The organism is Thermogemmatispora carboxidivorans, from assembly GCF_000702505.1.
In the GTDB taxonomy this organism is placed as follows: Bacteria; Chloroflexota; Ktedonobacteria; order Ktedonobacterales; family Ktedonobacteraceae; genus Thermogemmatispora; species Thermogemmatispora carboxidivorans.
Map to the genome: position 1 here is coordinate 2,093,347 of NZ_JNIM01000001.1, position 20,059 is coordinate 2,113,405.

At 61.1% G+C, this 20,059-nt stretch carries 13 protein-coding genes; 6 read left to right on the top strand and 7 right to left on the bottom strand.

The window, feature by feature from the left end:
- Positions 1-144 precede the first annotated feature (144 nt).
- Together N688_RS08200 and N688_RS08205 are read right to left on the bottom strand one after the other, a co-directional pair.
- Complete coding sequence (locus N688_RS08200; RefSeq protein ID WP_052888828.1) at positions 145-1,530, bottom strand: ABC transporter ATP-binding protein; 1,386 nt, start codon at positions 1,528-1,530, stop codon at positions 145-147.
- On the bottom strand, positions 1,521-2,645 hold the full coding sequence (locus N688_RS08205) for a FecCD family ABC transporter permease (RefSeq protein WP_202901865.1): 1,125 nt from the start codon (positions 2,643-2,645) through the stop codon (positions 1,521-1,523). Before N688_RS08205 ends, N688_RS08200 begins: the two co-directional genes overlap by 10 nt.
- A gap of 341 nt (positions 2,646-2,986) precedes the next feature.
- On the opposite strand from N688_RS08205, the gene N688_RS08210 reads away from it, so the two are divergent.
- A complete protein-coding gene (locus N688_RS08210; protein WP_052888829.1) occupies positions 2,987-3,622 on the top strand; it encodes a flavin reductase family protein in 636 nt (211 codons plus the stop codon).
- Positions 3,612-4,298, top strand: a complete 687-nt coding sequence (locus N688_RS08215) for a uracil-DNA glycosylase family protein (protein WP_052888830.1) — start codon at positions 3,612-3,614, stop codon at positions 4,296-4,298. The genes N688_RS08210 and N688_RS08215 overlap by 11 nt, the downstream gene beginning before the upstream one ends.
- A gap of 124 nt (positions 4,299-4,422) precedes the next feature.
- On the opposite strand, the gene N688_RS08220 is transcribed toward N688_RS08215, so the two are convergent.
- From N688_RS08220 to recD2, 3 genes are all read right to left on the bottom strand, one after another.
- Entirely contained in the window at positions 4,423-4,887 is a 465-nt protein-coding gene (locus N688_RS08220; protein ID WP_081838644.1) for an iron-sulfur cluster assembly scaffold protein, read from the bottom strand.
- Positions 4,888-5,119: 232 nt separating this feature from the next.
- Positions 5,120-6,010 (bottom strand): sulfurtransferase, encoded by an 891-nt coding sequence (locus N688_RS08225; RefSeq protein WP_052888831.1) that lies wholly within the window; start codon positions 6,008-6,010, stop codon positions 5,120-5,122.
- 241 nt (positions 6,011-6,251) lie between these two features.
- The gene (gene recD2 / locus N688_RS08230) at positions 6,252-8,594 is read right to left on the bottom strand and encodes an SF1B family DNA helicase RecD2 (protein WP_052888832.1); all 2,343 of its coding nucleotides are present in this window, start codon (positions 8,592-8,594) and stop codon (positions 6,252-6,254) included.
- A 440-nt stretch (positions 8,595-9,034) separates the two neighbouring features.
- Between recD2 and N688_RS08235 the strand changes: the two genes are divergently transcribed.
- The 4 genes from N688_RS08235 to N688_RS08250 all read left to right on the top strand — a co-directional run bounded on the left by N688_RS08235 (position 9,035) and on the right by N688_RS08250 (position 16,537).
- Positions 9,035-13,549 (top strand): DUF6788 family protein, encoded by a 4,515-nt coding sequence (locus tag N688_RS08235; RefSeq protein ID WP_052888833.1) that lies wholly within the window; start codon positions 9,035-9,037, stop codon positions 13,547-13,549.
- 242 nt (positions 13,550-13,791) lie between these two features.
- Entirely contained in the window at positions 13,792-14,514 is a 723-nt protein-coding gene (locus N688_RS08240) for an O-methyltransferase (RefSeq protein ID WP_202901866.1), read from the top strand.
- 5 nt (positions 14,515-14,519) lie between these two features.
- On the top strand, positions 14,520-15,743 hold the full coding sequence (locus N688_RS08245; RefSeq protein WP_052888834.1) for an NAD(P)/FAD-dependent oxidoreductase: 1,224 nt from the start codon (positions 14,520-14,522) through the stop codon (positions 15,741-15,743).
- Positions 15,744-15,757: 14 nt separating this feature from the next.
- Positions 15,758-16,537: a PHP domain-containing protein gene (locus N688_RS08250; protein ID WP_052888835.1), complete on the top strand. Its 780-nt coding sequence runs from the start codon at positions 15,758-15,760 to the stop codon at positions 16,535-16,537.
- A gap of 173 nt (positions 16,538-16,710) precedes the next feature.
- Here the strand turns inward: N688_RS08250 and N688_RS08255 are convergent, their stop codons facing one another.
- A complete protein-coding gene (locus N688_RS08255; RefSeq protein ID WP_052888836.1) occupies positions 16,711-19,389 on the bottom strand; it encodes a hypothetical protein in 2,679 nt (892 codons plus the stop codon).
- A complete protein-coding gene (locus tag N688_RS08260; RefSeq protein WP_052888837.1) occupies positions 19,386-19,976 on the bottom strand; it encodes an RNA polymerase sigma factor in 591 nt (196 codons plus the stop codon). Before N688_RS08260 ends, N688_RS08255 begins: the two co-directional genes overlap by 4 nt.
- Between the last annotated feature and the right edge of the window lie 83 nt (positions 19,977-20,059).

Genomic DNA, 20,059 nt, shown 5'->3' on the forward strand with positions numbered 1-20,059 from the left:
ATGCTGTACAAAGCAATATACTACATACAAAACCCCGTTTGCAAGCGTGGGCCTGCGAGGTCCTTTCCGTCTGCCCTCAAGCTCACCGTGCTCGGTGCTGCGCCCGTTGCCTGCCTCGGCTCGACGGACGGCGCAGGTCCTCACTCAAGCTTGAACAGCGCACAGCCCCAGGACCTCGGTCGGATGGCTGATCACGCGTGTCCCACTTTGCAAGAGCTGCTCGACCAGCCGTGTTGCCTCGCCGCCGGTATAATCGCGCGCCGCGATTCCCGTTTGCTCAAGCAAAGCTGGCAGCTCTTGCAGCGTGCCCGAGGGTTCTGCCCCAACTGTTTCAGGAGTCAGCAGCAGCACCTGGCGGCCCTGACGGGCCACTGACAGGGCCTCGCGCAGTAAAGCCACGTTGCCGGGTCCGACGTACATTGGACAAATAATCAGCGTCTCGACCGTTGCCAGGGCCGCACGCAGCTCCTCCAATGCCGCCTGAGAGAGAGGAGCATAGGGCTGCTCCGTCAGCACGCGGCTCGCCAGGCGCAGGGCCAGCGTATGATCGCTATCGCCGATATTGAGGACCCCGGCCAGAAAAGGAATATGCCAATCTGCCAGAGCACGCATTACCCGTTCGCCGGAGCCGCCTCCAGCCATCACAAACACCCGCGGGGGAGGCTCCTGGGCCGCTGTCTCCTCCGTGGCCTCCTGTTCCTCGCGGCTGCCCGGTGGCACCACACTAAAATGGGCCGTGCCGCGCACAATCCCCACCTGAACCGCAATCCCGTAGACACGGCTCAACAAACGTGGCTCCAGGACCGCTGCCGGCGTCCCGTCCGCCACAACGCCGCGCTGGAAGAGCACCAGGCGCGGAAAATAGCGGGCGGCCAGATTCAGATCGTGCATTGCAGCCAGCACCGTCAGCCCGTGCTCGCGATTCAGGCGCTGCACCAGTTCCAGCACCTCGATCTGATATCTGATGTCGAGATGGGCGGTCGGCTCATCGAGCAGCAACAAACGAGGCTGCTGAGCCAGAGCCATCGCCACCAGCACGCGCTGTCGTTCACCACCGCTTAGCTCGTTGAAAGGCCGCTCTGCCAGCGTCGCCACCCCAGTCACCTGCATCGCTTCCTCGACCCGAGCGCGATCCTGCGGCCCGTAGCTACCCAGCAAACCGACAAAAGGCAGACGGCCCAGCGCCACCAGTTGCTCAACGGTAAAATCGAAAGGCATGTGCAACTCCTGGGGCACCACCGCCACCACACGCGCCAGCTCGCGCCGCCGCCAGCGACCAAGCTCTCGCCCCTGTAGCCAGATCTCCCCCTGAGTCGGGCGCAGCACCCCACTCAGCAGGCGCAGCAGCGTGGTCTTACCCGAGCCATTCGGGCCCAGCAAACCTACCATCTCACCAGTCGCCAGCTGCAGACAGGCATCAAAAAAAACCGGCTGCAGGCCGTAGCCGAAGGTCACATGGCGCACGTCCAACAGGGGAAAGTCGCCTGTTGCAGGCGCATTCCCGCTCTCGGGCCTAAGATTCACGACCATCGATACTCCTTCTTGCTCTGACGCAGCAGATAGAGGAAGAACGGTGCCCCGATCAGGGCCGTGAAGACCCCAACCGGTAAGACCGCCGGCGCGATCACTGTGCGTGCCAGCAAATCGGCCAGAGTCAAAAAAGAAGCCCCCCCCAGGGCTGAGGCCGCGATCAAAGGGCGGTGGCGCGGACCAATCAGCAAGCGCAGCATATGGGGTGTGACCAGACCCACAAAGCCGATCAAGCCGCTAATCGAGACCGCCGCCGCCGTCAGCAGCGACCCGAGCATAATCAGCAAAAACTTATACCACTCAACCCGTAGGCCCAGGTGAGCGGCCCCCTCCTCGCCCAGCGCAAAGGCGTCCAGCACCTGCCCCAAGACCAAAGCCCCACCGATGCCCGCCATGATAAGGCTGCCTACAATCATCACCGGCCACCAACTATTGACGCTAATCCCTCCCGAGAGCCAGTTAAAGAGAGCCTGCAGATTAAACTGCGCCTGCGGACTCAAGGTCAGAATCAGAGTCTGGACGGCCACCAGCAGGGCATTCATCACAACGCCAGCCAGCAAGAGAGTCACCACCGGCGTACGTCCCCCGACGCGCGCAATGGCGTAGACCAACAGCACTGTCAGCAACGCCCCGCTAAAAGCCAACAAAGGCGTCAGAGAGAAGAAGAGACCGTAAGTCGTATCGAGCGGCAGAATGAAAGCAATGACCGCCCCCAGGGCGGCCCCCGAAGAGGTCCCCATCAGGAAAGGATCGGCCAACGGATTGCGCAGCATCCCCTGAAAGAGCACCCCGGCCACCGCCAGCCCGGCCCCCACCAGGGCTGCCCCCAGCGCCTCCGGCAAGCGCAGATCCCAAATAATGATGGTCAGAGCTGGGTCCCAGCTCTCCCGGAAATGCAGCAGGTGGCTCCCGTTGAGCAAAATCTGCAGAACAGTTGCAAAAGGAATGGCCGTTGAGCCAGCGCTCACCGCCGCCAGCAGTGTGAGCGGTAGCAGAAGCAGGAGAGCGGTAAAGATGAGGGGAGTCAAGCGGTGTCTAACGTGCACGGCCTTAGCATCGACGATAGTCGTCGCTGGTGCAGGCGATTCTGCGGTCGTTCTGCTCTCGATCTTCATTCTGTCGGGGGGCTATCCGTAGGCTACTGCTTATCGCTTTCGCTGTAACTATACGCGCTAGAACTTCGCCTGTCAATGGAAGGGGGGCGGTCAGCAGAGCTGTCCTCATCCCTGCTCGCTGGCAGAGAAGCGGCGTATATGCTACGATTCTGCTACGGAGTTCTGTCCGAAAGGCCAGTGTCAGGCGCCGACAGGCCCCGGATACTACACATGAGCAGGCGAGGGAAAGATGCTAGTGTGCGTGAGACGAGGCGATAAGGCCATGTCGGTGTGCCACAGATGGCCTCATCATCCCCTCGCTCGCTTCTGAAGGTGAACGAAGAAGAGGGATCGAGCCGTTAATGTCTATCGACAGAGAGTTCTTTCGCCACGTCCTGGGGCAGTTCGCCACAGGAGTAACGGTCGTCACGACCAGGGGCAGCGCCGGCCTGGTGGGGCTGACAGTCAACGCCTTCTGTTCTGTCTCCCTGGACCCTCCGCTGATCCTTGTCTGCATCGACCTCAAGAGCCGAACGCTGCAGGCCATTCGCGAGAGCCGCATGTTTGCAATCAATATTTTGAGCGAGGAACAGGAAGAGCTAGCCCGTTGTTTTGCCCTGCCCTCAGAGGAGCGCTATCGCTACTTCTGCCATGCACCCTATCATCTGGGCGTAACCGGGGCGCCGTTACTCGAAGGGACCCTGGGGTTTGTCGAAGCGCAGCTGGTCGCCGACTATCCCGGTGGCGACCACGCGATTCTACTGGGCGAGGTCGTGGCTCTCGGGGCCAATGATCAACCTGCGTCAGGCGACGCGAACACCGCCGCCAATGAGTGCCCGGCAGTCGCCGGGACAACACTTCAGGATGGCAGCGGGCAGCCTGGTCGGCCTGGAGGCAAACAGCCGTTGGCCTATTACCGGGGCCGCTATCGTCATCTGGCGGACGATTATGCTCAACCGAGCCTCTCACCCTTGTCAACGCCAAGCGATGTTATCTGAATCCCATTCGCTTCAGCCTGGGGAAGCAGGGTCGCTAGAAGAACCGAAACAGGAGCGCCTCCAGCGGCTTGAAGCGCTGCAGCGACTGCAGGCGACTTTGCGCAGCTGCCAACGCTGCCAGGACCAGGGCTATCTAGCGCAGGCTCTGCCCGTGGTCAATCCGGTACTGCATGCAGATCTCATCGGAGGCCTCATGATCATAGGGCAGGCGCCCGGACTGCGTTCGCAGCAGCGCGGCATTCCCTTTGGTGGCCCGGGCGGGCGCATCCTGCAATCCTGGCTAGAGCAGGCAGGCTTTCCCCCGGGCTACCTGCATCAGCACGCCTATCTGAGTTCGCTCACGCGCTGCTATCCTGGACCGGCTCCCCGTGGGCAAGGTGATCGCCGCCCCTCGCCCCAGGAGCTAGCCCTGTGCCGCCCTTTTCTTGAAGCCGAGCTGTCCCTGCTCCGTCCCCGCGTGATCCTGCTCGTAGGTGTCATGGCCATAGAAGCCTTCTGGGGCACAGTCAAGCTGGAAGAGATCATTGGGACAGGGCGCGTAGAGGACACCCGGCGCTGGCTTCCCTTACCTCACCCCTCGGGAGTCAGCCGCTGGCTCAATACCCCCTGCCATCGGGAGCAGCTTCAACGCGCGCTAGCGCTCCTGGCCGACTGGCGCCGCGAGCTAGGGCTATAGCCCTCGGCCTCGTCCGCCTGCCGCGACCGGCCTCGTCGCGGTCAGACTCCCTGCTCGCTCGAGACAGGCAAGGGAGCTGTGGGCCAGGTCAGGAAGCGAGCTGATTGCCGCTTACGAGGGGCTGTTACTGCTCTGATCTCGGCGGTGGAGACTGCGGCGGCTGTTGCTGCTCTTGGGCCTGCTGCGGGGCGTCGTCTCGCTGCGAGAGCTTACGCATGCGATACTCGTGCACGCCGCGCTTCAGTGTGCCCAGAGCCAGCGTCGCGCAGGTTGGGCGCGTCATCACCACCTCGCGCCCAAGATCCTCGATCAGATCCTCGAAGCTCAGATCCTCAATCTCTTCCGCTGTCATCCCGCGCGTCAACTCGGTCACGTAGGAGGCGGCAGCGCGGCTAATAGTACATCCCTCACCCTCCCATTGTACTTGCGCCAGGCGACCCTGCTCGTCGAAGCGCCCGTACATGGTAATCACATCGGCGCAGCCCGGATTGCCGCCCTTCAGGCTGACGTCGGCCTCCTCAAGAGGGCCATAGTTGCGCGGGTTCTCGTAATGATCGAGGAGGAACTCAATGGCTTCTTGTCTATCCATAGGACATCACGAAACTTTCCAACAAAAGCAACGGGGCCTCCACCGCTGCAGCAGAGGCGGACAACCACGGCCTGACAAACCAACGCTCTTCAAAGGAAGGACTGCCGCGGCTGGGCGCCCCGTCTCCCACTGCCCGGAGGAAGGCCCCGTCCCGTTCCATCCTGGGCATAGTCTCTGTCCAGGCGGAAAGCAGATCGGCTAGCGCCGCTGAGGCCCAGGCAGCCAGTTCCAGTCAGGGCTTCTCGATCGGCGCGCGCACCATATTGCCCCACTCTGTCCAGGAGCCATCATAGTTGCGCACGCGCGGATAGCCGAGCAAGTGAGTCAACACAAACCACGTATGGGCGGAGCGCTCACCAATGCGGCAATAGGTGATCACATCCTTGTCGGGTGTGATCCCTTGCTCGCCATAGAGCTTCCGCAGCTCTTCCGCGGACTTAAAGGTCCCATCGGGGTTAGCAGCCGTCGACCAGGGGATATTTTTCGCCCCGGGGATATGCCCACCGCGCTGGGCCCCTTCCTGCGGATAGTTTACCATATGGATTAACTCGCCGGTATACTCCTGCGGCGAACGCACATCAACCAGACCGTAGCCGGGCTGGTGCAAAGTCGCCAGCACATCCTCGCGGAAAGCGCGAATCGACTCGTCCGGTTCCGGCGCCCGGTAATCGCTCGGCTCGTAATGGGGCACCTCCTTCGTCAGCGGTCGCCCCTCGGCCTCCCACTTCTGGCGCCCACCGTTCATAATCTTCAAAGGCTTATGGCCATACATCGTGAACAGCCAGAAGCTATAACAGGCATACCAGTTGTTGCGATCGCCATAGAGCACCACCGTCGTATCGTTGCGAATGCCCCAACGGCGCATCAGACGCTCGAAGCCCTCACGATCGACAAAATCGCGCGTCACAGGATCCTGGACATCGACATGCCAGTCCAGCTTGACAGCGCCAGGAATATGACCGGTTTCGTAGAGCAGCACATCCTCATCGGCCTCGATGATACGCACATTGGGATCGTTGAGATGCTCCGCCACCCAGTCAGTTTCCACCAAGACTTCGGGATGAGCATAACCAGCGGGCGTGCTCTGACCCTGGCCCGCCGTTGTGGCCTCTGTCTCTGGCATAGGATCGTCCTCCCTCCTCCAGATAGTATTGGAAGCCTTGACAGCAACAGTGACAAGAGAGCTGCCAGCCTGGCGCGTCGGTGACCACGCACGAGATGGACTGGACAACCGGCGCACTCAGGCGGTAGTTGACTATGTCAATTCAGTTTCTATTCTACCGCAGCGTCAGACCCAAAGCAAGCCGGACGCGGGCTATTGAAGCAGAAGCGCTTATTTGCATAAGCAGAGAGAAAACGGGACGCTACTCCAGCAAAGCCTTCAGGCGCTCGGCCAGAGCAGTATTGCGCTGAGCCACCCGATCGTTGCGAATGGCCTGCTCCAGGGCCTGGGGCTGCCCCACCAAAACACAGAGCCGTCGGGCGCGTGTAATGGCGGTGTAGAGAAGATTTCTCTGCAGCAGTGGAGCATGTTGCAAAAAGAGAGGAATAATCACCGCCGGGTACTCGCTTCCCTGGCTCTTATGAATCGTAACCGCGTAGGCCAACGTCAAAGCATCCAATTCCGCAAACTCATACTCGACCAGCAGGGGGCCGGCCTCCTCCTGAAATTCGACCGTCACGGTCGCGGCCTGGTGATCGATGCGGCGTATCCAGCCGAGATCGCCGTTGAAGACCCCTTTATCGTAATCGTTGCGCACCTGCATCACCTTATCGCCGATACGCAAGTGATGCCGGCCCAGCAGCAGCTCACCCTCGCTGCGCGGATTCAGGCGCTGCTGCAATGACTCATTGAGACTGATGACGCCCAGTGGCCCGCGGTACATCGGCGAGAGCACCTGAATGTCGGCCTGTGGATGAAGATGATAACGGCCTGGCAGACGGCGCTCTACCAGGTCAAGGATCAGGGAGCGTGCCCGCTGCGGATTGCTCTCGCGCAGAAAGAGGAAATCGCTGCCCTCCTCGTTCTTGACCGCGGGTAAGAGACCAGCATTCACGCGGTGGGCGCTTACCACGATCCGGCTCTGACGGGCCTGACGAAACAACTCGGTCAGATGGGTGGTCGGAATGACCTCACTGCGCAAGAGATCGCGCAGCACGTTGCCTGGTCCGACCGACGGCAGCTGGTCAGCGTCGCCGACGAGCAGCAAGTGAGCCTCTGGCGGCAGAGCCTTCAGCAGATGGTAGAAGAGAAGAATATCGACCATCGAGCACTCGTCGACAATGACGAACTGGCAGCTCAAGGGGCGTTCTTCGTGACGCTGATAGGTACCGTCGTGGGGGGTGTATTCGAGCAAGCGGTGGAGCGTTTGGGCGGGAAGACCCGTGGCCTCGCTCAGGCGCTTAGCGGCGCGTCCGGTAGGGGCCGTCAGCGCTACCTCCACCCGCTGTCGGCGCAGGAGCAGCAACAGTGCGCGCAGCGAGGTGGTCTTGCCGGTCCCGGGGCCGCCCGTCAGAATACTCACCTTGCGCGTAAAAGCCGTCTGCACAGCCTCGCGCTGCCGCTCCGTGAGCTGAAGCTGGCGCCTGACCTCCAGATGATGAAAGACCTGCTCCCAAAGAGCAGGCGAGACTGCCGGCAGGCGGCTGGGCGTGTGCAGCAGTCGCTTGAGCAGGCGGGCGGAACCGCGTTCGGCGTGCCAGAAAGGGCCATAATAGATACGTCGCTGAGCCGTTTCGGCGGCGGCTGTTGGTGAGTCTTGGGGTAAAGCGGTCTCTGACTCAACAAGGGGAGCGGAAGCTGAAGCGAGGTCCTGGAAGAGGGAGTACTCGCCGGCCTTCTGCGTACTACTCTCTCTCTCGGGCAGGGCTGGCTCAATAAAAAGCTCGCCCTCGCGCTGTCCCTCTTCCAGAGCCTGCTCGAGCGCAGCGCGGGGGACCAGCAAGATACGCCCTGCCTGTAGCAGCAGCTCATTCTCTGGCAAATAGCAATGGCCGGCCTCATTGGCTGCCTGCGCCAGCACGTAGGTCAGGCCCGTCACCAGGCGTGGCAGACTGTCGCGCGGCAGACCCAGCCGGCTGGCGATCTCATCCGCCGTACGGAAACCGATTCCATAGATATCCTGGACCAGCCGATAAGGATTCTCGCGCACCACCTTGACGCTCTCGCCCCCATACTGACGGTAGATGCGATTGGCCAGGTGCAGCGAGATCTCATGAGTCTGCAAAAAAAATTGCACCTCCTTCATCTCCTGCTGCTGAGTCCAGGCGGCGAGAATGCGTGCGCGATCCTTCTCACTAAGGCCACGTACCTCGGCCAGGCGCTCGGGCTGCTGCTCAATAATGGCCAGCGTCTGCTCCCCGAAGTGTTCGACAAGCGTGCGGGCTTTTTTGGGGCCGATACCCTTAATCAAGCCGGAGCTGAGGTAGCGAATGATGCCCTCGGTACTCGTGGGCAGGCGCTGACTAAAGCTCGTCACATGGAGCTGGTGGCCGTAGCGTGGATCGTATTCCCAGACACCTTCCACGATCAACACTTCGCCGGGGCGCACCCCTGGCAAGGTGCCGACGATGGTCAGCAAGCCATCGCGGGACGAGCGAGACGAGTCGCGGCCAGTACTGGTGCTGGGGCGAAAACGTGCAACGGTGTAGTGTGTTTCCTCGTTGTGAAAAACGATGCTCTCAATAGAGCCTTCAAGTGTTGGCATACCTGGTACTTCCAGGTCCGTCCAGTCGTCAGACTGCTGATGGTGTAGTGGTGCTGGTGCCTGAGCGCGTGAGCAAGGGTGTGAGTCACCGCGTGTCCTCTCTATCTTAGCCTGCTGCCGTGGCTCTGTCAACGGCCCTGGCGGCGGTCTGAAGAGAGAAGTGTTTCCTCCATGAGGAGAGCTGTCCAATCGGGCTATTGGTTAAGGAACCAATACTGATGAGGACGGTCGGCGTCTTATAATGAACTCGTATATATTTCTTGATGACGGGATAGCTCTCATTGTGAAGTCCGATGAGTCAGCAAAAAAGGCTATGGATATGTTCCTTCTTCCTGTTGGTTACTATGCCTACGCTGCTAGTACTTCTCGTAGAGCGGCAAGGGTAGCGCGTTGATGCGACTGACCTCGACCAATGGCCTGGGCCAGAGGGAAAGGACTCAATGGAGAGCAAGGTGACCTATCGCCAGCAGTATACGCGCTGCGGCAAGCAGCGTTGCCGGAAATGCCGCGAGGGGGCTGGGCATGGCCCTTACTGGTACGCCTACTGGAGTGAGAACGGGCGCACTGTGAGCAAGTATATTGGGGCGCAGTTGCCAGCGGAGGTGGAGCAGGCAGGCCAGCGGCTATCGGCGGTCTCTGTCTCTGCGCGGCGGGCGTCGGCTGCCGCGGGAGGTCGTGCGGTTGCTGCTGGGGAGCGTGAGCGTCGTAGTGGGCGTGGCGAAGCCAGGCCGCTGTTGCGCATTTATGTTCTGGGCCAATTCCGGGTAGAGCGACGCAGCGGCAGTGGCTGGGTTGAGGATGATGGACGGCGCTGGCAGCGGCGGCGGGCCCGTGCCCTGTTGGGCTGCCTGTTGTGTCATCCCCTGCGTCGCATGGGACGGGAGCAGGTCATGGAAGCGCTCTGGCCTGACCCAGATCTCGACAGTGAGACGGCGGCCAATCGTCTCAACGGAGCCGTCCATGAGTTGCGCCTGCTGCTTGAGCCAGAGATTCGGCGTCCGGCCTCCTCGACGCTCTTACGCCTTCAGCATGAAGTGCTGGAGCTAGCCGACGCAAGCGTCATCTGGGTTGATGCCGACGAGTTTGAGCAGAAGATCAGGCAGGCCGAGCAATCTACTGATCCCTGGCAGGTTGAGCGGCTTCTGGAGGAGGCGGCGACCCTCTACCGCGGAGACTTTCTAGTTGAGGAACTCTATTCGGAGTGGGCCCAGCCGCGTCGCGAAGCGCTGCGTCGTCGCTGGATGGGGGTGCTACTGCAGCTCGCCGAGCTACGAGTCCGGCGTGGTGCCCTGGCCAGCGCCATTGAGCCACTCGACCGGCTGCTGATGAGCGATCCCACCCATGAGACAGCGGTGCGCCAGTTGATGATGATCCTGATGGGCCTGGATCGTCGTGTCGAGGCTCTGCAGGCTTATCAGCGCCTGACCGAGGTACTGGAGCGCGAGTATGGCAGCGAGCCGCTGCCCGAGACGCGCCGTCTTTATGAAGCCCTCCGCAACGGAGAGCTGGGACCAGTGGCCGTGGGCACTGCCTCGCCAGCCCACACAGGAGCCGAAACCGCGACGGCTTCGCCCCGTTTGCCTGCTACTGCTACTGGAACGCTGCGGGCCAGCGCCAGCCCCGACACTACGCAGGCTCCCGTTCCCGCTCGTCCTTCCGGTCCGACTGGGCCGACGCGCGCTGTGAGCAATCCACACTTCCCTTCGGGGCGCCATAAACGGACGCCGCTGATCGGACGCGAGCGTGAATTAGCGGTCATGCGACAACTCCTCTCCACTCTGGACCCCATCAAGTCCGCTGGAAGCTCACACGCTGAGGAGAAGGCTGAACCAGCGTCAGCAGCTGACCAGCAGATCCTAATAGCAGAGCCATCGCTCTCGTCGCCTCATTTCTTGCTCTTGACTGGCGAGGCGGGCATTGGGAAAACGCGCCTCGCCGAGGAGTTGAGCGACGAGGCTGGGCGCCAGGGCTGGCAGGTGGTCTGGAGCCGCTCCTATGAGCAGGAAGGGGCCATTCCTTACTGCCCCTGGGTCGAGCTGCTGCGCACCCTCTTGCAGAGCCGGCTGACCACTCAGGCTCTCTCAACCTCCCAGGTCCTGATGGAGCTAGGCCTCTCTCCCTCTCACCTGCAGCGCCTCTGCACCTTGCTGCCCGAACTACATGAATTGCTGCAGCCAGGAGTAGCGCCGCTGGTCCTGCCGGTAGAGCAGGAGCGTCTGCTCCTTTGGGAGGCCACGCATAGCCTGCTCTCGGCTCTCAGCCGCCGTACGCCTCTCCTGTTAGTGCTCGATGACCTTCATTGGGCCGATGAGAGCAGTCTGGAGCTGCTGAGCTATCTCGCGCGTCATCTGCGCGAGCAGCCGATTCTGCTTCTGGGAACCTGTCGCGACATGGAGCTGTTGCCGACGCATACCCTGCGCACTCTCATTAGCGATCTCCAGCGTGAGCAGGTCCTCCTGACGCTGCCAGTCCAGCCACTGACAGCGGCACAGATCGCGCAGCTCGTTGCTCATTTGCCGACCCGTCTCGTACACAGTATTCAGATCCAGGCTGATGGGAATCCCTTCTTTGCCGAAGAACTGGCGCGTTACCTGGAGCGCGAAGCCAGCGAAGGAAGTGCGGCAGGTGCTGGGGAGAGCCGACTTGCGCTCCCTGCGACCATTGCCGCCGTGCTGGATCGGCGGCTCAGCAAGCTCAGCGCGGCCTGCCAGACGCTGCTGAGCAAAGCGGCAGTCTTTGGCGCACCCTTTGAATTCAGCCATTTGCTCTTCATGGACAGCGGCCAGCTACCTCATCCGCAAGAGGAGCACGTGCTGGATCTCCTGGAGGAGGCTCTGCGCGCTGGCCTTCTGATTGAAGAGGAGAGCGGCAGGCAGGTGAGCTATCACTTCTGGCACCCGCTCATTGAGAGTCACCTTTATCAGAGCCTCTCGGTGATGCGTCGCATCCAGCTCCATCGTCGAGCAGCGGAGGCCCTGCTGACCTTAAATCCCCAGCACCAGGAGGAAGTAGCGGCGGCGGTCACCTATCATTTAATCCGCGGGGCCAGCGATGGCAGCCGCATTGCGCGCTATGCTGAGCGCGCGGCCAACCGCGCCTATCGGCTGGCTGCCTATGGTGAAGCCCAATACTATTACCGTCTGGCGCTGCTGGCCCTGGCCGGGGCGCCCCCTCCCCCGCCTGTGGAACGCCAGGCCCTGGTCAGCGTCGACTATCTGTCGCCCGAGGCTGACGCTGATCCGATCCCCTCGCTCGATCAACTCCTGCCAAGCGCTGGTGAGGAGGAGCTGCTTCACTTCGCGCGCCTCTTAGAGCATGTCTGCGAGTGCTGTATGATGCAAGGAAACTACAGCGAGGCGCGCCGTCTCTATGGGCGCGTTCTGGCTCTGCGCCAGCGCTCGTTACAGACCTGGGAGGGCCATCAGCCAGAGCGGCCAGACGGCGAGCAGCTGCGCAAGCGGCGTCAGCGCGAGGCCCAGATTCAGGCCATCATCTGGCGAGAAATGAGCCTGGCCTGGCTCAGGACCGGTGATTTTGCCCAGGCTCGCCACTGCCTCGAAGAAGGGAAACGGACCCTGCACGAGGCCGATGCCTTGCAGAGTCCGGCCAGCGCCTGTCTGCTCTTGCAAGAGGGGAACCTTTCGGCCCTGGAGGGCAACTATGATGAAGCGCGCCGCCAGGTTGAGCAGATGCTAGACATGCTAGAGAGAGCAATGGAGCAGAGATCAGCGCCGGTTGCGGCGAGTCAGGAGCTGCCGACCCTGAGCGAACGCGCCATAGCTGGTGACCCGTTGGAGCTGGGCCATGCCCATGAGACCCTCGGGGTGATCGCCGCGCGACTAGGCCATCCGAGCGAAGCGCTGAAGCACCTGCATACGGCCTTGACCATCTACGAACAGCATGAGTGTCTGATGGCTATGGCCCAAATCTGTGGGAATCTGGGCGCGGCCCATGCGCTGGTAGCTGATCATCAGGCGGCGCGGGCCTACATGCGGCGGGCACTGGAGTTGACGGAGCGCACGGGCGATCTCCCCAATATGGCCTTTGTCACGGGCAACCTGGGCGAATTAGCCCGTCGCTGCGGAGATCTGCGCGAGGCCGAAGCTTGCTTCCGGCGCAGCCTCACCCTGGCCGAGCGGACTCAGGAGCGCGAGCACATGGCCTGGTGCAATATTGCCCTGGCTGAAACATTGCAGAGCGCGGGCAAGCTCGACGAGGCCCTGCGCTGCGTCCAGCGCTCCTTACTGACGGGCCGGGCGATCGGACACGCGCGCACGGTCGCCCACGCGCGCATCGTGCTGGCCGAAGTACGGCTGGCTCAGGCCAGCGCCACCTGTCTGGCCTCCCTGCAGCAGCGCCAGCGCTCCGCTGCTGGCACGCGCCTGGATCAATGGGGGCCTGGCTGTCGCGGGCGCAGTGCCTATCGCCGTCTGCTTTTGCGAGGAGAGCGAGCCTTAGAGCGGGCGCTGCACTACGAAGGACTGGATGCTGAGGTGGCTTTAGAAGGGCGCTATCTCCAGGCCAGCGTAGCTTTCCTGCTCGATCGCTTAGAAGTCGCCAGGCAGGCGACCCTGGAGCTGGTCACGAGTGCCGATCGCCAGGAGAATCGCCTGACTCTCGGTCATGCTCACCGTCTGCTGGCTCGCATCCTGGCAGTCCAGGGGGAGGCAGAGGCGGCAGCTACCCACTTTGAGGAAGCGGCCCGGATCTTTAAGGCAAGCGAGCTAACCCTCGATTATGCTCGCACCCTTCATAGCTATGGGGTCCATCTGGCTCTGCTAAGCGCCAGGCAGAGCGGAGGAGAGCAGCAGGCAAGAGCCTGCTCCTACCTGAGAGAGGCCCAGGAGCTCTTTGCGCGAGCGCAGGCCGCGATCGATCTCCAGTGGGTCGAGGCCCTCCTGGCTAGCTGGCCCTCATCGCCTTTCCTGGCCGCTGCGCTCAAGGCCATGCCTTGAGCGCGCTATCGCTTGCTTGTGCTCTGAGAGCAGGTTGACACTGCCTGATTAGCAAACATACAATGAGGGCAGGTCAGGAGCGAAGGCGTCAACACGGCCAGGACAGGGAGCTTCCTCGACGCCAGGCTGCCTGTCGCGCTGATGCTGCTCTGAAGAGCCGGGCGCTATTGTCGTGGGCGTGCTTGGCGCGTCGGTTCACCTGACGGCGGCTGATCTCGTCCAGCGAAAAGGAGCAGAGCAACTTGAGCGAAGTTCGTGAACAACAGCCAACGGCTGAGGAAGAGTTGCTGAATCTACGCCGTTTGGTGCAGATCCAGCATGAGCTTGAGGAGCAGATCAATCGTGTCTTTGCCCCGGAGGATGAGGCGCTGCGCTATGCCCTGCAGGCCAGTGCCGAGGCTGGGCTGCCGCAGATCAATATTTCCCCGATCGAAGGCAAGCTTTTGCAGTTCCTGGCGCTCGTCTCCCGGGCGCGTACTATGCTGGAGATTGGCACGCTTGGGGGCTATAGCGGCCTCTGGTTAGCGCGCGCTTTGCCGCCGGATGGGCGCCTGATCACGCTGGAGATGAATCCCCAGCATGCGAGCGTTGCGCGGCGTGTCTTTGAGTACGCTGGGGTCAGCGAACGGGTAGAGATCCGGCTTGGCCGGGCCTTGGAGCTGCTCCCCGCGCTCGTCGGTGAAGGCGCAGGGCCGTTTGACCTGATCTTTATCGACGCTGACAAGCCGCCCTATCCGCGCTATCTCGACTGGGCCTTACAGCTCAGCCGTCCTGGTACCATCATTGTGGCCGATAACTGTCTGCGCGATGGGCGCTTCAGCCGAGAGCCAGGAGATGAGGTCACGGCGGGCATCGTCGAATATTGTCGGCGCATTACGAGCGATCCCCGTCTCTTCTCGCTGGCCCTCAATATTGATGAGGGCTATCGTGATGGCTTCACCGTAACCCTGGTGCGCGAGGGGTGAGTGCTGTGGTAAACAGCACAACCAGAACGGCGGCTATCACCATTATCGGTGGCGGTATCATGGGCGCGGCCCTGGCCTATCAGCTTGCCCGGCGTGGAATACGTGAGGTGGTTGTGCTGGAACGCGAGACGGTGGCCTCTGGCTCGATTGGGCGCGCCACGGGAGGACTACGCCAACAGTTCGCCGATGAGCTAGATATTATCTTCGCGCGCGAGGGACTACGCTTCTATCGGCAGTTCATAGCCGAGATGCAGGCCGAAGCAGTCCCCGCCTCCTCGTTCCCTCCTCCTTTCTACCAGTATGGCTACCTCTTCCTGGTCAGCGACGATGAAGGCTGGCAGGCCATGCAGGGCTACGTTGCCCTCCAGCGCCGACTTGGCGTTCCCAGCGAGCTACTGACGACGCAAGAGATAGAGGGGCGCTGGTCTGGCCTCCGCCTGATCACAGACGATCTGCGTGGTGCCAGCTTCTGCGCGACCGATGGCTACACGGACCCGGCAGCCATGACCCATGCTCTCATGGGAGCAGCACGTCGACTAGGGGTAGCGGTCTACGAGCAGAGTCCTGTCGTGGCTATTCAGACCGCTCGAGGGCGCGTGCAGGCCGTGCAGACCCCGCAGGGGAGATTGGCCACGCCTCTGGTCATCAATGCCACCGGCGTCTATGCGGCCCTCACAGCGCGCCTGGTGGGGATCAATGATCTCCCGGTCTATCCTTTGCGGCGTCAGCTCTATCTCTGTGAGGCGATTGCTGGGCTGCCAGCTGAGCTGCCGATGGTTGTGGACCAGGCAACGGGCTTCCATTTTCGCTGGCGCGATGGCGGCCTGCTCTTGGGGCTGCCCCATCAGCCTTCTCCCGAGGAGCAAGCTGCCAGCCGTGCACTGGCTGCGGCGGCTTTTGACCTGACGCTTGATCCAGGGGTCTGGCCCCAGATCGAGCGCGTCGGTGCCCGCCGCTTTCCGGTGCTGGCGGGCCTCCGTCTCCGGCGGGCCTGGGCTGGTCTCTATGAAATGACGCCGGACGAGCATCCGGTGCTGGGTCCCACCGAGGTTGAGGGTTTCCTCTGCGCCTGTGGTTTTTCCGGGCATGGCTTCATGCATGCTCCACTGGCGGCACAGCTCCTGATCGACTATCTGACCACTGGCAAAAGCAGCACGCTCGCGATCGAGCAGTTCAGCCTTCAGCGCTTCCGGGAGGGGCGGCTCCTCCCTGCGACGCGGCTGCTTTAAGCAAAGGAGAAGCAATGACGATCGATACGGACTTTCATAGCCATGTTTCCCGTAGTTCGGCTCGGGCGATGGTGAAGGAGGCCAGAGAGCGAGGATTACGTGTTCTGGGTCTCTCAGAGCATGTCTTTCAGATGCGCGAAGTGCGTCCACTTCTTGCGCATATGCCACTAGAAGGGCCAGAGATGGCCCTTGTTGACTATATTGAAAGCGTGCAGGAGGCCAGACAGGCCCTGCAGTGTGACGTCCGTCTGGGTTTGGAGATTGATTTTATTCCTGACAAAATTGAGGCAGTCCTTGAATTACTGCAGGGCTATCCCTGGGACTTTCTCATTGGCTCCGTTCATGAGATTGATGGGAAGCAGCTAGAGAACGAAGAGGGCTGGGGGGAGCCGCCCCAGGCAGAGCGAGCCTGGCAGCGCTATATGGAGCTGCTGCGTCAGGCTGTGCGCTCGGGCTTCTTTAGTGTTGTCAGTCATCCGGTGAGATTGTTCGTCGAGAATCGGCACCTGCCCGCTACTATCGATGAGGAACTAGAGCAGCTCGCTGCTGAAGCCAGACGTTGTGACGTGGCCCTTGAAATCAATGGCTTCGACGTTGCCACCTATCCCCAGCTCGTGCGTCGTCTTGTGCGAGCCTGTGCCTTACAGGAGACGCCGGTGAGCGTTGGCTCAGATGCTCATTACCCGTCGAGTTTGGCTAACAGTCACGAGGCCAGTGAGCAGCTACTGCGCGAGGCTGGTATCCAGCGGGTTCGCATCTGGCGCAACATGAGCGCTGAGGAATACCAAATCTGAAAGCGGGAGTGCACACAAGGAGAGCCCCCGGCGTGTCAGAGGCGAGCGCCAGCCGGAGAGAGTCGGTGTCGGTGGGGAGAGCTGATCGATCTGGTCCGATCTCCGTTGATCGGATCAGATCAATCAGCCTCCCCGAGAGGTAGACGGAAGGAGATGCTCGGGCTTGCGTCGGCTCAGGCGGGTGGATAACGATTGTAGCCGATCAGCCGACTTGTCATGATAGTCTGAGTGAGGAGCAGCTGACCATTGTCCAGATTATAGCTCAGCAGTGTGGCTTGCCCATTGGGATAGTGGGCCAACACGACCAGGTGGTGGCCATAGGGGGCCAGAGCCACATTGTTTGGACAGATCAGCGTGGCATCGACCGAGGTCGCCGGAGCATTGCGATCAGCGCAGAGAGTAAAGGCGCCAGGAGCAGCATCCTGTAGCAGCACCTGGTCCTGAGCTGGAGTCAGACCCAGCTTTACCACCTCAAAGGCACTCTGGCGATAGCGCATAATTACCAGCGAATTATCTGCCGCGTAGCCGATGGGGATCCCCCAGGAGCGTAGCCGATGACGGTTCCACCCATCGCTGTCAACGGCGTAGAGGCCCGGGGCCGTGGACTGATAATCGACGTAGTAAATGATGCGCCCGTCGGGACTCAGCCAGAAATCGGTGCTGGCCCGTTGAACCGGCGGCGTGATGGCCTGCCGCGCCTCAGATGTGCCCCCCAGGGGCAGACGGAAAAGCGCTTCCTGACTGTTATTGACGCGCTGCACAAAGTACAGGTACGGCGCGCTGTAGAAGGCCAGGCGTGCGTCTGCCAGCGAGGCCATGACCTTCTGGGGCTGCGGCTGCAGCAAATTGACCCGCAGCAGGGCGAGAGGTGTATTGAGCAGCAGCGTCTGAGCGCTCAGCCAGATGGCGTTACCCCCGCTGCCAGAGACATGATAGTGGAAGCGTGTGAGAGGTGGCGTCACGCGCAGATCCAGGATATAGTAGTCTGTCTGAGTAGTGCTCGGAACATGGTAAGCCAGGGAGCTGCCGTCGGGGGAGATCCCATCGATCTCCGTCTGGGCAGGTAGATTCAAGAGCAACTGCTGCAGGTGGCCATTGGCATAGTTATAATTGCTGACGACCATCTGTCCGTTCTGGGTATTCGAAGCCAGCACCAGACCGTTCCAATCATCGGTAGGGACATTCCCCGAGGCCTGGGCCGTGGAGGGAACGGGGCTAGCCTCGTTGCTCGTTGGGAGCTGGTCCCAGCCAACCAGTTGTGGCGTGCCGAGCTGAGTGACCTGAGTGGCTGACAGCGAGAGCAATAGCTTCTGGGCGTGCGTTGTCAGGTCTGTGGCCCAGATGCGCAGCGAATGATCAGGATACAGAGCCTCCGTCAGCAAGGCCCAGCCATAAGGAGCGAGGGCCAGCCCGTTGGTTAGGATACTTCTAGCCCCCGGGGCAGCATTGACCACCACAAGCTGATCTTGCTGGGGAGTGTTGCCCAGTCTGCGCACTGCAAAGGCCCCTTGAGCTTCCTGCAAGAAAAGCAGGTGGTTGTCGTCGGTAAAGCCAAGCGGGATGCCTTGTCGATTGAGCGAGTGCAGGTTGCTTCCATCGCTGTTGACCATATAGATGGTTGCCCCTAGACCACTACCTGCACTATAGTAAATCGCTGAGCCGGTTGGGCTAAGCAGCCAGGGAGCAGGCGAGCTGCTTGTAGGGGTGGCAGTATCTTGGGCTGTTGTCAGAGGGCGGGAAGCGATCGAGCTTAGTGTTCCACTGGCCAGATCGAGGCGATACAGCACCTCTTTAGCTCTTTCCTGATGTGTAAAAAACAGAAAATCATTGTAGTAGAATGTAAGCGTACTATCCTGTAGGAGCGGTGAGGAATAAATAGGTTCCTCCTTGCCTGCCAGATCGACCAGGAAAAGCTCGCTGCCAACATTGATCAAGAGATGGCTGTCATCGGTTGTCCAGACAGCGCTGCTCTGGCTACAGCTGCAGCTGAAGATTGGCTCAGGGTGGAGAAGTGTACGGAAGAGGCGTAACTGTCCCACCGTCTCATGATAGAGGAGATCGCGTCCGCTGTGAGCGATGCCGTCCACAGCGGAAGAAGCATCGCAGCAGGTGCTAGTCAAGAGACGCTTATGGCCGTTGAAGGGATCGTAATTATAGAGGAGATAGCGGCCAACCTCGTCAGGAGAGGGATAGACCACCGCGATTGCCTTCCAGGCCAGACTCTGGTAAGTAGCCTTCAATGAAATAGCGGTTGGAGGTGAGGAGGCGGGCGCCTGGGAAGAAGCCTGACGCAGCAAAAGATAGCCGAGACTTCCGGTTGACAGGAGCACGAACAGGATGGTAGCCACCAGAGCCAGCGTTTCCAGGAGTGGGGAACGCCGTGGTGAGCGAACCAGCGAAGGCGGTTGGGCAGTCAGCTCGGGAAAGCGGCTGAAGACAGCGAAAGGAAGCGGGCGATGCTGGTTCTCCCCACCGTGGTCGGCGTGATTGATCATCGCCAGCGACTCCTGGTCGGCCTTCGCTGGTGGCTGACCAGAGCGGATCGCCTGCATGATGCGCTCCTGAGTTGAAGGCGTCCGGCGTTCAGCCTCCTCCAGGAACTGGCGCAGCAGTTGGCGCTGGTGATCACGCTCATAGCGAGCCTGAGCAACAAGGCGAGAGCAGATCTGGCATTCGGGCAGGTGAAGCCGCACTCGACTCAGCAGCTCAGACTCGTCCCCCTGGAGAGTTGGGGGGGCTGGCTCGCCCTCAGCGCTGGCCGGCGTTGCTGGCGCATCCAGCTCATCGAGTAGACGCAGACAGTGGATGCTGAGAGGACATGATGGTGAGTCAGGTCGCTCTTTTCGCTTCATGACTGGCCTCCTCGATCAAGCCGCTTGTAGACCTGCTGAAACGCCTGACGTGAGCGAGCCAGGCGGCTGCGCACGGCTGACAGCGAATCCTGCATAATCTCGGCGATCTCGCGGTAAGAGAAGCCCTCGGCGTCCAGGAGCAGGCAAGCTGCAGAAGCCTGCGGGAGCTGAGCCAGCACACGGGTCACCAGATCGCGCTCCATCACCTGCTCCTCAAAGTGCTCGTCGCTGACGAGGGCTTCTTCGGGCGGCGGTTCTGAGAAATCATCACCCTGGCCCGTTGGACTGGTGAAGGGAACCCAGGTGATGCGACGACGGCGGCGCCACTCACTGCGCAGCTGGTTCAAGGCAATACGATAGATCCAGGGAGCAAACTGCAGCTCTTCCCCTTTCATCCGTGGCAGAGCACGAAAAGCTGCCAGGAAGGTTTCCTGGCAGAGATCCTGAGTTAATTGTATATCATGTGTAAGACTATAGAGCATGCGCCTGATGCGCGGCTCGTAATAGAGTACCAGAGCCTCGAAGGCTGCTGTTGAGCCGTGGCAGGCCTCGATCGTCAGCCGAGACTCATCTTCCAGAGTCTTCATATGTTCCCATCACCAGGTGAAAGGAAAAATTAGATCCCTCACAGGAAGTAATGCCCAGGCGAGCCATTTTGTTGCAGTCAGGT